We start from the raw sequence: 14,218 nt of genomic DNA on the forward strand, positions 1-14,218 counted from the left end.
AAAATTATATACCTCCATATACAATTTAACTATGACTAAAGTAAAATAATAAGGATTTCAACTTTACATAATTACCCTCCGATTTGCATAAAAAGCAAAAATATGCTATTTTTAAAAAATAATCGGCTTAATTGATAACATACATCTCAAAAAGTCTAAACAAAACAGGTGCATGATACAATAAAGAGAGTACTGCCAATATAAAAATACTAATTAATCCGAAATTTCTGTAAACCTTTTTTGAAGATAATGGTGCAAATAATTTAATTCCAGCCGGAGTGAAAGAATCAAGAACCACATGGGAAAATATCCCCAATAGCAAACCTAAGACAATTTCTATATATGAAACTTCCCCATCTGGAATAATGAATAAACTCAAAAAGAACAAGGGTAAAAATATCATTAAAAGTTTTTTATTTAAAAACAAAAAGCTTAAAAGTGCAATTAAAACACCCAAAATCAAATAATGATTATTGAGAGGTGTTACTTTAATAACTAACTCCAATGCCGAAATCAGTATCAGACTAACGGCCGAAGTTAACGTTAAAACCCCAAAAAGTGAATGTGTGAAACTGCGATGTTCCGAAAAATAAAATGTAACACCTACAAATACAATAATCAATCCCAAGAGAACAGGCAATTTAAGCATGTAAAGTGAAATAAATACTACTAATCCCAAAATAATCATCTTATAGACATTTTCCTTTTTGAATTTATGATCAAAGTCAGGAATATTTGCACCAATGAATGTTAAAGCAATTAACAGAGGACTGTGAAAAAACATACATGCGAGTATAACTGCAAATATTGAATGTCCCTTATAAGAAGACACTTAAATCACCTTAGTTAAACATTATACCCTATTATTAAAAATAGGTAATCCAAGAGCATTTGAAAAGTAATCCTCGAAAAATATTGATGAAACTTAACCATAATATTGTAAATGCCCTGCTTAAAACTAAATTCCAAAATAAGACAAAAAGCTTTTCATTTGAGATAAAGACTTTTCAACACTGCCACCAACCACATTACCGAATGGGCATAACACCTCACCCGTTATGGCGGGGATTTTTTTCAGATTACAGACATCCTCAACAGCCCCCTTATAAGATGATCCCGCATAATCAAAGGATATCATGTCAGAGCCCACATCCTGTGAGATATAATTTGCAATTAAAAAGCTTTCAGGACTTGGGGATTTTGATGAAAAAATTGATTCGAATCCCGGATTTGAATTATAACTAGTAGAGTGAAAATCCCCCACAAAATCAATTCCCTCTTCAACAATTGCCTTGATAATTAAATTGCTTAAAGAGTTGTTAATGTGAGATGACCTATTTAAATCCATAGAATTAAATGTCCGTTCATTATACATTGTTGATTTTGGAGATGCAAATGGAATAAAATATAAAGTGTGATTCAAATCGTTGTTAATAAATTCATTCAATAGCTTGACATTAGCAATCTGGGGAGGCAATTCATTTCCATGAATGCCTGATAAAACCAATATCTTATTTCCGCCATCCCCCAATTTAAAGATTGGTGTTCCATAAACAGATTTTTCTAAAATAAATTGAGTCAAGGGAGTCCATGTTAAACGTTCAAGCAAATTTTTATTTCTTGAAATAAATCCTCTTGAAAAGTTTGAAATATAGCACATTTCCAAATTTTCAAACCCCTCAATTTTTCTAAAATCCATAATTAATTATAGATTAAAACTCTTATTTAAAAATAAGTATGAAAATCAAGAAATATATCAAAAATTTAATAAGGCTCGTAAATTATGAAAGAGATGCTGAAATAGACTTAATGACCCATGAAATCAGCACCATGTCCGGAGCTAAACGAGAAGAGTTAGGAAGAGCAGTCAATAAGGTAAAGGGAAAATATTTAGGAAAAGAACTTGGTCTGCAGATAGTCCAGTTTGGAAGATCCGAACCTATTGATACTGAAATAGCTGTTGGAGACATGGTTTTAGTAAGTACAGATAACCCTTTGCGAAGTGATTTGACAGGTACAGTTACAGAAAAAGGAGCTAGGTTTATTAAAGTGGCTTTTGATAAAAGAATCCCAAAATGGGCCTTGAAAAAGAAAGTTCGCCTTGATTTATATGCAAACGACGTTACATTTAGAAGAATGGAGGACAATCTTAACCATTTAAGTTTAAAAGGAAAAAATGCACTGGAATATATTTTAAATCAGAGAAAGCCAAAAAAGAATAGGGCAGTGCCTTATATTAATTATATCGACAAGTCATTGAATAAATCTCAAAAATCAGCTATTGAAAATGCACTATCATGTGAAAACTTCTTTTTGATACATGGTCCTTTTGGAACAGGAAAAACAAGAACTCTAGTGGAACTGATTTCACAAGAAACCAGGCAAAACCACAAGGTATTAGCTACAGCTGAAAGCAATGCCGCTGTAGACAACATCCTAGAAAGACTAATGGAAAATAAAAAACTTGAATTAACAAGATTAGGTCATCCTCAAAGAGTTTCGAAACACAATATCACCCAAACATTGGCATATAAAGTTGAAAATCACGATTTAAACAAAAAAATTAAAAAAATCCACAAAAAAATCGATAAACTGATTGGTAAGAGAAGCAATTTTACAAAACCTACTCCACAATATCGCAGAGGCTATGGAGACTATGATATCCTGCATAACGCTTCAAAGGGGAAAGGGGGAAGAGGCATCAGTCCCGATAAAATGAAATCAATGGCACAGTGGATTGAAATAAATCAGGAAATTGATGAAGCTCATGATGAAATAAAAAGAATTGAAAATAAAATGATTAAAGACATTATTGAAAAGAGCAATGTCATTCTTGCCACAAATTCATCAGCGGCACTGGAATCAATAGCGCGGACCAAATTCGATGTTGCCATCATTGATGAAGCTTCACAGGCAACAATTCCAAGCATTCTAATCCCAATTGCCAAAGCCCATAGATTTATCCTGGCGGGAGACCATAAACAGTTGCCTCCAACAATCATTAGTGAAAAAGCAGGGGAGTTGGAAAAAACCCTGTTTGAAGAGCTAATCAGAATGTATCCTTTCAAATCACAGCTTTTGAATGTTCAATACAGAATGAATAGCTTGCTGATGAAATTTCCAAATAGTGAATTTTACAACAATGGCTTAAAAAGTGATTCGAGCGTTGACGATATTACAATTAATGATATCCTGGATTCAGGCTATGATGAAGAAGCCCTATTATTCATTGATACATCAAACATTGAAGAAAATAAAGAAAAACACTTGAAAGACTCAAAATCAATTGTAAACATGTTGGAAGGAGACATTGCTGTGAGCATAGCTAATGATTATTTGAATGCTGGAATTGATGTGGAGGATATAGGGATTATAAGCCCTTATGCAGACCAGGTGAAAACAATTCAGGACAAGACCCCTGTTGAAGTGAAAACGGTTGACGGATTTCAAGGAAGAGAAAAGGAAATCATCATCATTTCTACAGTCCGAAGCAATGATTTTGGGAATATAGGATTTTTGAGTGATTTAAGAAGATTGAATGTTGCAATAACAAGAGCTAAACGAAAACTGATAATTATTGGAAATAAAAATACGTTAAAATCCAATCCGACATATTATAGGCTAATCAAATTTATAGAAGATGAAAATTTATTAATAGAAATTTAGGTAAACCTAAACTTTTATATATCATTACATATTAATATCATATCAAGGGATAGGAAGTTTTTAAAAAAACTTCTTTTACCATAACTCTTAATTGAGGTTACACATTTCAAAAGCGCATATAACTTTTCAACCTCAATTTAACCCTCAATTAAGAGTTTTTCTTCTGTCATCTATTTTTAAAAATTATTAAATACTATTAATAATAAAACTATTTACTGAATACTTATTCTTTTTAAGATTATTTAACGGTGATTGATTATGACTGAAAAAGTAGTTTTAGCATTTAGTGGAGGGCTTGATACCTCTGTTTGTGTTAAATTATTAGAAGAAAAATATGATGTAGAAGTTATTACTGCATGTGTGGATGTTGGACAAGGCGAAGAAGAAATGGAAAAAGCAAAAACAATGGCTGCTAAAATTGGTGGATTAAAACATTACAACATTGATGCCAAAGAAGAGTTTGCCAACGAATACATCTCACGTGGAATTAAAGCAAATGCCGAATATGAAGGATATCCATTAAGTACTGCACTTGCAAGACCATTAATCGCACAAAAAATCATTGAAGTAGCTGAAAAAGAAGGAGCAACAGCTATTGCACACGGTTGTACTGGAAAAGGAAATGATCAATTTAGATTTGAAGCGGTTATCCTTGCAATGTCCGACTTAGACATTATCGCACCAATCAGAGAAATGAATCTAACAAGAACCGAAGAAAAAGCATATGCCGAATCTAAAGGTATTGAATTAAGCTACGATAAAATTTACAGTATTGATGAAAACCTCTGGGGAAGAGCAATTGAAGGAGACGTATTAGAAGACCCTGCAAACGAACCTCCAGAAGACATTTATGAATGGACCAAATCATGGCAAGATGCAAATGATGAACCGGAAAAAGTATCTATTGAATTTGAAGAAGGTGTTCCAGTAGCTATAAATGGCGAAATGATGCCATTAACCGAATTAATTAAAAAAGCAAATGAAATTGCTGGAAACAACGCTATCGGTAGAGTAGATACCATCGAAAACAGAATGATTGGTCTTAAAAGTAGGGAAATCTATGAAACCCCTGGTGCAAAATTATTAATCGCTGCCCACCAAGCTTTAGAGGAATTGGTCTTAACCACCGACGAGTTAAGATTTGCCGAATACATGTCAACACTTTATGCTGACTTAGTATACAGAGCACTCTGGCAAGAACCTTTAAGAGAAGACCTTGACCAAGCAATTGATAAAATGCAAGAAAGAGTAAGTGGAGAAGTTGTAATGAAACTTTTCAAAGGTTCAATACAACCAATCATCAGAAAATCTCCATTCAGCTTACACAGCATTGAACAAATTACCTTTGAAGACAAAGAAACCGAACAAAGCGAAGTTGAAGGTATGATTAAATACCACGGTCTTCAAGCAGCAAATTACCAAAAACTAAACAGATAGCTTTAACGCTATCATTTTCTTATTTTTATGACAAAAATTAAACAACTACAAGAAATAATTGACTCTTCAGACAATATCGTATTTTTTGGAGGGGCTGGAGTATCAACAGAAAGCGGCATTCCAGATTTCAGATCTGAAAGTGGAATTTTTAAAAGTTTAGAAAAATATGGGGATACACCTGAAAATCTGGTTTCACATAGTTATTATTTAGATCACACAGAAGAATTTTTCAATTATTACAAAGAAAACCTTGTTTTTAAAGATGCGCAACCCAATCCCGCTCATTTAAAGCTCGCCGAGCTTGAAAAATCTGGGAAACTAAAAGCAGTCATTACTCAAAATATCGACGGATTACATCAAAAAGCAGGAAGCAAAAACGTATTGGAACTTCACGGCAGCATTCATAGAAATTATTGTCAGATTTGCTCAAAAGAATATGATTTAAATTATATTTTAGAAAGTGATGGAATTCCGAGATGTGAATGTGGAGGCATTGTTAAACCGGATGTTGTTTTATACGAAGAACCCCTGAACAATGCGGTTTTAAATTTTTCAGTGGATTACATCTCACATGCAGATACCTTAATAATTGGAGGAACATCTCTTGTGGTTTATCCTGCAGCAGGACTTATAAACTACTTTAACGGCAAAAATCTTGTATTAATCAATAAAAGTGAAACACCATATGACAATCTTGCATCACTTGTCATTAACGATGCCATTGGAGAGGTTCTGTCCCAAATCAAAATCTAATGATTCCGGAATTAATGTAATCCCATCCAACTGATTATCACATTTATAAACAAGGATTTCAACACCTTCAGCATAAGCTTCATTTAAAGTTTGTGAAAATATTGGATCATTATCCCAATTTGGCCTAAAGGAATTACCGGCAGGATGTTGAATCAAAAAGAATACAACACAACGATTACCCTCTTTTTTAAGTTTTATTAATTCCTTTAGATGCTTTGCACCGCGTTCGGTTGGGGCATCGGGAAATCTGGCTTCACCGTCTACAATCAAGGTGACGCCCTTCACTTCAACAAAACAGGGCTCAGTTAAAAAACTCATTCCACAACAGTCATCTTCCTCATTAGCCAAATATATGTCTATTCTTGAATTATCGACTGTTTTTTCCCTCTGATGATAAGAATAACCAGAAAGTTCTATTATTTTATTGTTTGCAATTGCATCAAATACAATACTGTTCGCTTGCTGTGAATAGAGAGATACTAAGAAACCTTTGTTTTCTACGAAATGAAGTGAATATTTGGTTTTCCTATTTGGATTGTCTGAAGGTTTAAGCCATACGATTGCACCATCAACTAAAAGTTCTTTACACCTTCCAGTATTTGGCACGTGAGCTATTTCCAATTTTCCATCGACTTCAACTTCGGCAATGAATCTGTTAGGACGGTTTTTAAAAATTCCCTTAACATAACCCATTTTTAATCACACTACCAATATATGAAACCAAATCTGATGCAGAAAATCCGTTTCCTTTATTTTTAAATGCTTCGTCGCCTGCAAGGCCATTGATAAAGACCGCCAGTGATGCACAATCAAAACCATTTAAATCCTGAGCAAATAAACTGGCGGCAATACCTGAGAGTGCATCGCCAGTTCCACCAACAGTCATTCCAGCATTTCCTGTTCTGTTAATTTTAAATTTGGTTTCGGATAAAATTAAATCGTATTGCCCTTTAACAATTACTGTTCCTTTTATTTGACGAGTGATTTTTTGGAATTCCGTGATGTTCTCATCGACCTTTTTAAAATCATATGAATCTATATCAAGCCTTAAATCATCATTGATATTGAAAAATGACTTGAATTCAGAAATATGAGGCGTTAATATAATATCTTCACGATTCTTAATTAAATTAAGTTCAACCTGTTTTAAAGCATCGGCATCCAAAACTATTGGCTTTTTAATTTTTGAAACTAGAACATTGAATAATTTAGAAATGTCTTCATCAATTCCTGCACCAGGACCAATCAATACAGCATCAACATTTTCAACAATTTCCAGAATCTCTTCAGCATGGTTTAAAGATAGCTTATCTCCATCCAATGACTTTACAATTAAATCGGGGGATGTTGACTTAATGGCTTCAGCGGCTTTTGAAGGTGCTGCAACATGAACCAAATCCGCACCTGCCCCAATAGCTGCCATGCCCGCAATTGCCGGAGCTCCCGAATAGTCTTTTGAACCTCCGATTACAAGCAATTTTCCATTATTTCCCTTATGTGATTTTGGATTCCTATTTTTAAGTCTTAAAAAGTCTCCATAATTTACAAAATATTCTGCTTCAAGTGGAATGCCTATGTCTGCTATAACAAGACCCCCAACCACTTCCTCTTCAGCATTTCTAACTCCGATTTTGATTTTATGAAAACTGATTGTATAATCAGGTATAACTGCCAAATCATCAATATCTCCAGTTAACGGATCCATTCCTGAAGGCACATCAACACTTATTTTGATTCCTTTTGATTCATTGATTATTTCAATGGCTCTTTTAATATTTGTCTGTAATTTTCCTTTTATTCCAGTACCCAAAAGCCCATCGACAATGATGTATTCTGAGTCCTTGCTTTTTGCAACTTCACAAGCGTTGATATCATCTAGCGTTTTTAAGTTGAATATTTTCAATCGAGACAATCTCGGTTTCATATTTTTCAATATCTTAAAATTAGTTTCCGCGTCTTTTGAGTGAATATTCTCCTTTAACATATAAATATCAACATTATATCCTCGATTTAACAAGTACCTTGCAGCAACAAAACCGTCACCACCATTTCCACCAGAACCTGTAAAAATAACAACTTTAACTGGTTTAGAAAATGTATAAACTGCAATTTTACCTATTTCTTCAGCTAAGGACTTTCCCGCCGATTCCATCAAACATAATCTAGACAAACCCAAATATTCACAATTATAGTCTGTTACCATCATATCAATAGGATTCAAAAAAATCACCTTAAATTAAAATATAACTATTTAATATAAATATAATTATCTTAATATTAAGGAAACATTCTATGAGAAAGATTACATTTAAAATTTTAACAAGATTGCCATCAAAATATGCAACAACAGGACTGATATTAATTGTTGCATTATTTATTTATGGAATTGTCGGTTCCTATTTTATAATGGGGCTAAATTTAATTGATTCTATTTATTATGCAGTTATTACAATGTCAACTGTAGGTTATGGAGATTATTTCCCTCATACTGGAATTCAAAAGATTTTTGCAACAACCCTAGCTCTTGCAGGTGTTGCATTGCTCGCTTATGTTTTCAACACATTGTTAACAAGTTTCCAAGAAAAAATGAGTAAATATTCAAAGGGGGCCAGAAAAATGAAAGCGATTAATGATATGGATGATTATTATATTCTTTGCGGATACGGAAGGGTTGGAAAGGTCGTATTCAACGAATTAAGACAAAGAAATCAAAATGTTATTGTAATTGAAAAAAATGAAGACATATATGAAAGCATTGAAGAAAACGAATCTGTAGTTTCAATCCACAAAGATGCGACTGAAGATGATTTTATAGCAAAATTGGCCGGAGATAAATGTAATAGCGTTATAATCAGTACCGGTGATGATGTAAGCAACCTCTTTATTGTTTTGACAATACGTGAAACAAATCCGGACGCATGGATTGTTACAAGGGCAAGTAAAATTGAAAACATTTCCCGCCTTAAAAAAGCAGGTGCTGATAAAATCGTGTCACCGGAAATAATCGGTGGAAAAGATTTGTATTTCGAATCTACAAAACCACATCTATTAAGAATAACTGTTAGACATGCCACTGATGAAATCTATGATGAATTTGAAATAATTGCAAAACATGGATGCACATTGGAAAGTATTGATTACCACCTTCCAGGAATCGAAGCGCCGCTTACCCGTGAAATAAAAACAATGAATCTGTTAGACGGTAAAAAATTCCAAAACTATCTAAACACACATGATGACCAAAAACGTGCCTTAAATAATTTATATAAAATCACCAACAACACCCATTCACACTTAATTTCAGGGCAAGACAGGGCTGCCTTTGACAAATTAGTTGAAGATTTAGGAAAAATTGAAGAAGTCATTGGAATAAATTTAACAAATGAAAAAATAGCTAAAATTACTGAAAAAGAAATTGAATAATTAGAATTCTACTAAAGAATTTAAAATAATAAAAAAAGAAGAGAGTAAAACTCTCTAGAATAAGTCGTGTAAGTTCATGATGTAAGAACCTAATTTACCGTCGAAGTTACCTGCTGAAATTTCAAGTACTCCATCAACAGCACAAGCTGCTTGAATACCTGCTTTCATAGCTGCTTTAACAGATTCTTCGTCTACACCATCAATAACAATTTCAAATACACCGTCAGCATCTTCTCTAATGTCAGAGTCAACTTCATTTTTTAAAGTTACACACATTTTTTCATTAGTGGATGCAGGCAAGAATGAATATTCGTTGGAACCTACTTTAGAACCAGATGCAACCATACCACCAGGGAATGGGGTGATTGTACCTTCAACATTTGAAATAGCTGCTACAGCTAATTGAGCTGCTTTAACACCAGTGATTTGGTCTTTTGCTAAAATAAAGAAGTTTCCTCCAGCTACACCATCTTTAAATCCAAATGTTGATTCTACTAAGAAGTCACCAGACATAATAGGGATAGAGTGTACAGTTCTGCCATCAATGCAACAATCTTTTTCAAAACCGTCACCGAAGTATTTAAGTTTGAAACCAGTTTTTAAAACATCTTCTGATTCAAGTAAGTTAAATGCTGCTGCAGTAGGGGATGTTAAGATACACATTCCGATTCTTTCCATTAATTCATGATCAAGTGCTTTTTTACCAGCGTGACAAATCATAATTGCATAACCTGGTCTTCCATCAGGAGTGTCTTCTGCTGGTACAAAGCAATCAATACCTGCTTCAGCAGGACATCCGATAACAGAAGTTCCGTAACCAGTTGCTTCAGTTGCTGCGATTTTTGCTAATTCTTGAGTTAATGCGGTAACTAAAATTCTAGTTACTTTAATTCCAAAACCTTCTGCATAAGTTTCTTTAATTTCTACGCCATTTATTTCCATAATTTCACCAAAATTTTTTTTAAAAAATAATTTTTTGTGATAATAAAATTTATGATTATAAATTAAAATAAAGTTTTCTATTTAATCATCTGTTTCATTTTCAATAGCTTCTTCAATCTCATCAGGAGAAGATGAAAATGAAATTTTATCCAAAACAGATGATCCATAATACGGCAAAATAACCATACCCAATATTGTAGCCATCCAAAATGAAATCAACCTTTCAATAACGGTTGCAGCTGCACTAACTGATGTAGATACTCCTGCTGCTGAGTAAAAGAGAATCATTAACCCATCAACCGCTCCCAAACCACCTGGAAGCAGAGGAATCATACCTACCAAACAGGCCACGATAAATACTTCACCGACAATAATCAAATTCACATTTGCTCCAAATGCTAAAAATACAAGATATACTCTTATAATTTCAAAAATCCAAATTATGAATGATAATGTAATAGTATAAACCAAACCTTTCTTATTTGAAATTAACATTCTCATAGTGCCTTGAAAACCAACAATTGCATTATGAATTTTATTTTCCAAATCTTCGGAATTTTTCTTATAAAATCTCCTTACAAGCCCAATAATCCAATTATCAACTCTTTCTCCAAAGACTGGATTGATACACATATAGATAAGAACTATCAATATTGTAAGAATGACTATTACAGACAAAACCATTACAACAAGCAGCCATACATCAAAATCGAAAAACAGGGCCATTGACGCAATTGTAATTGCAGCCAATATGACAAACGGAAATGTGTCCAATGCCCTGTCTGCAACAACAGTGGCTAATGTCTCATCGAATGTATATTCCTTATTATCCCTATATAAAAGATATGCCCTTACCGGTTCTCCGCCACCACGTCCTGATGGAGTGATATTGTTGATGGCAAGCCCAACAAGAACCATTGGAAGCAGTTTCTTTATACTCACGTCCATGTCTGCAATTTTATTAAGAATTTGCCAACGGAGCGTATATAAAAAATAAGTAAAAACTTGAGTAACAATAGCTAAACCTATCAAACTCAAATTTGCTACCTTTAAAGCAGATATAACCTTATCGATCCCTACAAACCACAACATTATGAGCAATATAAGGACACTAATTACCATTAATAAAATTGTTTTCTTATCCATATCCATTATAGATTTTTATTTTCCATACTTATAAATTTATATAGAAATTTATTCAAATTATTAGAATAATGAGATATATTAACAAAACCGACTTACTTATTGTTGCTAGGAATCTAAGCAGAATCATGATAGGAATAGGAGTGATGTGCTTAATTCCAATTATCATTGATTTAATATATCTCGAATTTAATTTAATCGGTTTTTTAATCCCAAGTTTAATTTCAATTGGATTAGGGTTTACATTCAGCTATTTGCTTAAAGATTACACCCATAAACGAATGCACCTTAAACATGGGATGATTATTTCAGCTCTTGCATGGCTATGGGCAGCCATTATTTGTGGATGTGTAATGTTCCTGATTACCCAACATAGCTTTATTGATGGGACATTTGAGAGCATGTCTGCATTAACAGGCAGTGGAATAACCTTATATTCTGATGTGGAAATATTACCTCACAGCATACTATTTTTTAGAGCATTTCAACAATGGATTGGCGGTTTAGGAATTATTGTTATGATTATCGCTATTTTAACAAGACCCGGAACAATCTCTTCAAGATTATACCAATCTGAAGCCCGTGAAGAAAAATTAAAACCAAGTGTAAAAGCCACATTAGAGCAAACTATAAAAATATATCTGATTTATACTATTTTTGGAATTGTTTTATATCTGATTGCAGGAATGCCCCTTTTCGATGCAATATGCAACACATTCAGCATCATATCCACTGGAGGAATGAGCATCAAAAATGCAAATATTGGATATTACCAAAATGATGTAATCTATTTCATTACAATCATATTGATGATTCTGGGAGCAACAAGCTTTTTAGTCCACTATAAAGTTATAAAAACCAGAGGAAAATCATTACTTCAAGATTTGCAATTCAAAGTAATGATCAGTATAATAGCTATTGTTACCCTAATACTTTATTTTGCATCCAATATCGTACCGATTGAAATACTGTTTACCGTTGTCTCAGCAATTACAACCACAGGAGCGAGTGTTCAAAGTTCAGCAGCACTGGCAGGATACCCTTCCTTTGTACTCATATGTTTGATGTGCCTAATGTTAATCGGTGGGTCTAGCGGGTCAACTGTAGGTGCAATCAAGTTAACAAGAGTCATAATATTCTTCAAAGGAATCTATAAACATATCCGAGAAATCATGTCTCCAAAAGGCCGTGTTGTGCCAATAAAAATAGCAAATACAAGAATCTCTGAAAAAGCCGTTTCAGATAGCGGAAGTTATATTACCCTTTACTTAATTTGCATAATGATAACCTGGGCATTATTCTGTTTATATGGCCATGACCCATTCAATAGCCTTTTTGATACCATTTCAATTCAAAGTAATGTAGGTTTTTCAACTGGAGTTATCACCTCCAATCTGGAAATGCCTTTAAAACTGGTAGGCATATTCAATATGTGGACTGGAAGACTAGAAATATATCCTGTGTTAATTACATTAAGAGCAATGTTTGAGATTTTCAAAAGATAACCTTTATAATATATTAAACTAAATATTGATTATCTAATGTTTAAAGAGGGGATTTAATGTATGTAATTATTATGGGCGGAGGTCGTGTTGGACTTTCCCTTGCAAATTTGTTAATTGATGACGGTGAAGACATTACTTTAATCGAAAATGATGAAGCATTATGTGCAGAAGTTGCAGCAGAACTTGATGCATTAGTTATTTATGGAAATGGTACAAGCTCTAAATTGCTTGAAGAAGTAAACATTGAAGAAGCAGAATATTTCATTGCAACAACCGGAAGTGATGAAGCAAACCTTCTTTCATGCATATTGGTTAGAAAATACAATGTTCCCCATATTATTGCTCGTGTAAGTAACCCTGAACACGAAGAAGCATTTAAAGAAGTAGGAATAGAACAAGTAATTTCACCTGAAAGGGCAGCGGCAGCACAATTGCAAAAAGTAGTCACAAGACCAAACGCCGCTGAATTAATGACTCTCGGTGAAGGAGATGCCGAAATTCTCGATATGACAATAACCAATGATAAAATAATCGGAAAAAGATTTAAAGACATATCTCCGACAAAAGATTACATCATCATAGCTACATACCACAATGGAAATTTGGTTATCCCTCAACCAGACAGTACCGTATCCCGTGGCGAAAAAGTTTCTGTCCTTGTTAGGAGAGGAACCTTTAATAAAGTAGCTAAAAAATTAGAAAATTAATTATAAATAGGAATAAGACAATCTAATATGTTCTTTCCCATTTTTTTCTACAATTGGCCCATGACCCGGATAGATGTTAACAACATCTAATTCCATTAATCTTTCCACACTATTTTTCATGTCATGGTAATCTCCACCAATATCCATTCTGCCAACACCACCACCGGCAAATATTGTATCACCTGATATCAAATTTTCACCATCCCACAGGCAAATTCCGCCTTTAGTGTGGCCAGGAGTATGAATTACTTTAAAACCGGCAATTTCATCGCCTTCTTCAAGTTCAATATCCACCCTTGAATTATTTACCCCATCAAATCCAAAAGCAGAACCTGCTGTACCTAAGGTATCCTCATTTCTAATAGGAATCGCATCCAGTTTGTGAACGGCAATTTTGGCGTTTGGGAAGAAATGATTTCCACCAATATGGTCAAAATGGCAGTGAGTGTTGATTACTAATTCTATATCATCAGGCTCAACACCATTTTCACGAAGTTTTGAGAACAAATAATCCTTATTTTGACCGGCACCAGTATCAACTAAAGTATTTTCATCAATCAAATAACAATTTGAATCATAGTTGAATCCTAAAATAAACACAATATCTGACATGAAAAATAATATAAATACAAAAGTAATTAA

13 protein-coding genes are annotated in these 14,218 nt (G+C 33.6%); 6 read left to right on the top strand and 7 right to left on the bottom strand.

Annotation, left to right across the window (positions count from 1 at the left end):
* Positions 1 to 127: 127 nt before the first annotated feature.
* Together TL18_RS09615 and TL18_RS09620 are read right to left on the bottom strand one after the other, a co-directional pair.
* A complete protein-coding gene (locus tag TL18_RS09615) occupies positions 128 to 832 on the bottom strand; it encodes a metal-dependent hydrolase (protein ID WP_067044843.1) in 705 nt (234 codons plus the stop codon).
* A 126-nt stretch (positions 833 to 958) separates the two neighbouring features.
* Positions 959 to 1,699 carry a succinylglutamate desuccinylase/aspartoacylase family protein gene (locus TL18_RS09620; protein ID WP_067044847.1) on the bottom strand — a complete coding sequence of 247 codons (741 nt, stop codon included), beginning with the start codon at positions 1,697 to 1,699 and terminating at the stop codon, positions 959 to 961.
* Between the two features lie 44 nt (positions 1,700 to 1,743).
* On the opposite strand from TL18_RS09620, the gene TL18_RS09625 reads away from it, so the two are divergent.
* From TL18_RS09625 to TL18_RS09635, 3 genes are all read left to right on the top strand, one after another.
* Positions 1,744 to 3,666, top strand: coding sequence for an IGHMBP2 family helicase (locus tag TL18_RS09625; protein ID WP_082706486.1), 1,923 nt, complete (start codon positions 1,744 to 1,746; stop codon positions 3,664 to 3,666).
* 258 nt (positions 3,667 to 3,924) lie between these two features.
* Positions 3,925 to 5,103, top strand: a complete 1,179-nt coding sequence (locus tag TL18_RS09630) for an argininosuccinate synthase (RefSeq protein WP_067044853.1) — start codon at positions 3,925 to 3,927, stop codon at positions 5,101 to 5,103.
* 27 nt (positions 5,104 to 5,130) lie between these two features.
* Positions 5,131 to 5,856 carry an NAD-dependent protein deacylase gene (locus tag TL18_RS09635; protein ID WP_067044856.1) on the top strand — a complete coding sequence of 242 codons (726 nt, stop codon included), beginning with the start codon at positions 5,131 to 5,133 and terminating at the stop codon, positions 5,854 to 5,856.
* On the opposite strand, the gene sfsA is transcribed toward TL18_RS09635, so the two are convergent.
* The gene (gene sfsA, locus TL18_RS09640; RefSeq protein WP_067044859.1) at positions 5,803 to 6,549 is read right to left on the bottom strand and encodes a DNA/RNA nuclease SfsA; all 747 of its coding nucleotides are present in this window, start codon (positions 6,547 to 6,549) and stop codon (positions 5,803 to 5,805) included. The two genes, TL18_RS09635 and sfsA, sit on opposite strands and share 54 nt — an antisense overlap.
* Positions 6,536 to 8,077 (bottom strand): bifunctional ADP-dependent NAD(P)H-hydrate dehydratase/NAD(P)H-hydrate epimerase, encoded by a 1,542-nt coding sequence (locus TL18_RS09645; RefSeq protein WP_067044862.1) that lies wholly within the window; start codon positions 8,075 to 8,077, stop codon positions 6,536 to 6,538. Before TL18_RS09645 ends, sfsA begins: the two co-directional genes overlap by 14 nt.
* Positions 8,078 to 8,148: 71 nt before the next feature.
* Between TL18_RS09645 and TL18_RS09650 the strand changes: the two genes are divergently transcribed.
* A complete protein-coding gene (locus tag TL18_RS09650; protein WP_067044865.1) occupies positions 8,149 to 9,279 on the top strand; it encodes an NAD-binding protein in 1,131 nt (376 codons plus the stop codon).
* A gap of 54 nt (positions 9,280 to 9,333) precedes the next feature.
* Here the strand turns inward: TL18_RS09650 and fhcD are convergent, their stop codons facing one another.
* Together fhcD and TL18_RS09660 are read right to left on the bottom strand one after the other, a co-directional pair.
* On the bottom strand, positions 9,334 to 10,221 hold the full coding sequence (fhcD, locus tag TL18_RS09655) for a formylmethanofuran--tetrahydromethanopterin N-formyltransferase (protein WP_067044868.1): 888 nt from the start codon (positions 10,219 to 10,221) through the stop codon (positions 9,334 to 9,336).
* Between the two features lie 81 nt (positions 10,222 to 10,302).
* Positions 10,303 to 11,367, bottom strand: a complete 1,065-nt coding sequence (locus TL18_RS09660) for a UPF0104 family protein (protein WP_067045523.1) — start codon at positions 11,365 to 11,367, stop codon at positions 10,303 to 10,305.
* Positions 11,368 to 11,492: 125 nt separating this feature from the next.
* On the opposite strand from TL18_RS09660, the gene TL18_RS09665 reads away from it, so the two are divergent.
* Together TL18_RS09665 and TL18_RS09670 are read left to right on the top strand one after the other, a co-directional pair.
* Positions 11,493 to 12,869: a TrkH family potassium uptake protein gene (locus TL18_RS09665; RefSeq protein ID WP_231483613.1), complete on the top strand. Its 1,377-nt coding sequence runs from the start codon at positions 11,493 to 11,495 to the stop codon at positions 12,867 to 12,869.
* 56 nt (positions 12,870 to 12,925) lie between these two features.
* The gene (locus TL18_RS09670; RefSeq protein ID WP_067044873.1) at positions 12,926 to 13,576 is read left to right on the top strand and encodes a TrkA family potassium uptake protein; all 651 of its coding nucleotides are present in this window, start codon (positions 12,926 to 12,928) and stop codon (positions 13,574 to 13,576) included.
* Here the strand turns inward: TL18_RS09670 and TL18_RS09675 are convergent, their stop codons facing one another.
* The gene (locus TL18_RS09675; RefSeq protein WP_067044876.1) at positions 13,577 to 14,188 is read right to left on the bottom strand and encodes an MBL fold metallo-hydrolase; all 612 of its coding nucleotides are present in this window, start codon (positions 14,186 to 14,188) and stop codon (positions 13,577 to 13,579) included.
* Positions 14,189 to 14,218 lie beyond the last annotated feature (30 nt).

This window comes from Methanobrevibacter sp. YE315, assembly GCF_001548675.1.
Taxonomy (GTDB): domain Archaea; phylum Methanobacteriota; class Methanobacteria; order Methanobacteriales; family Methanobacteriaceae; genus Methanocatella.

Coding starts and splice junctions, on each gene's coding strand:
- fhcD (WP_067044868.1), bottom strand. CDS start 10,221: ATGGAAATAAATGGCGTAGAAATTAAAGAAACTTATGCAGAAGGTTTT.
- TL18_RS09665 (WP_231483613.1), top strand. CDS start 11,493: ATGATAGGAATAGGAGTGATGTGCTTAATTCCAATTATCATTGATTTA.
- TL18_RS09635 (WP_067044856.1), top strand. CDS start 5,131: ATGACAAAAATTAAACAACTACAAGAAATAATTGACTCTTCAGACAAT.
- TL18_RS09650 (WP_067044865.1), top strand. CDS start 8,149: ATGAGAAAGATTACATTTAAAATTTTAACAAGATTGCCATCAAAATAT.
- TL18_RS09630 (WP_067044853.1), top strand. CDS start 3,925: ATGACTGAAAAAGTAGTTTTAGCATTTAGTGGAGGGCTTGATACCTCT.
- TL18_RS09660 (WP_067045523.1), bottom strand. CDS start 11,367: ATGGATAAGAAAACAATTTTATTAATGGTAATTAGTGTCCTTATATTG.
- TL18_RS09670 (WP_067044873.1), top strand. CDS start 12,926: ATGTATGTAATTATTATGGGCGGAGGTCGTGTTGGACTTTCCCTTGCA.
- TL18_RS09620 (WP_067044847.1), bottom strand. CDS start 1,699: ATGGATTTTAGAAAAATTGAGGGGTTTGAAAATTTGGAAATGTGCTAT.
- sfsA (WP_067044859.1), bottom strand. CDS start 6,549: ATGGGTTATGTTAAGGGAATTTTTAAAAACCGTCCTAACAGATTCATT.
- TL18_RS09675 (WP_067044876.1), bottom strand. CDS start 14,188: ATGTCAGATATTGTGTTTATTTTAGGATTCAACTATGATTCAAATTGT.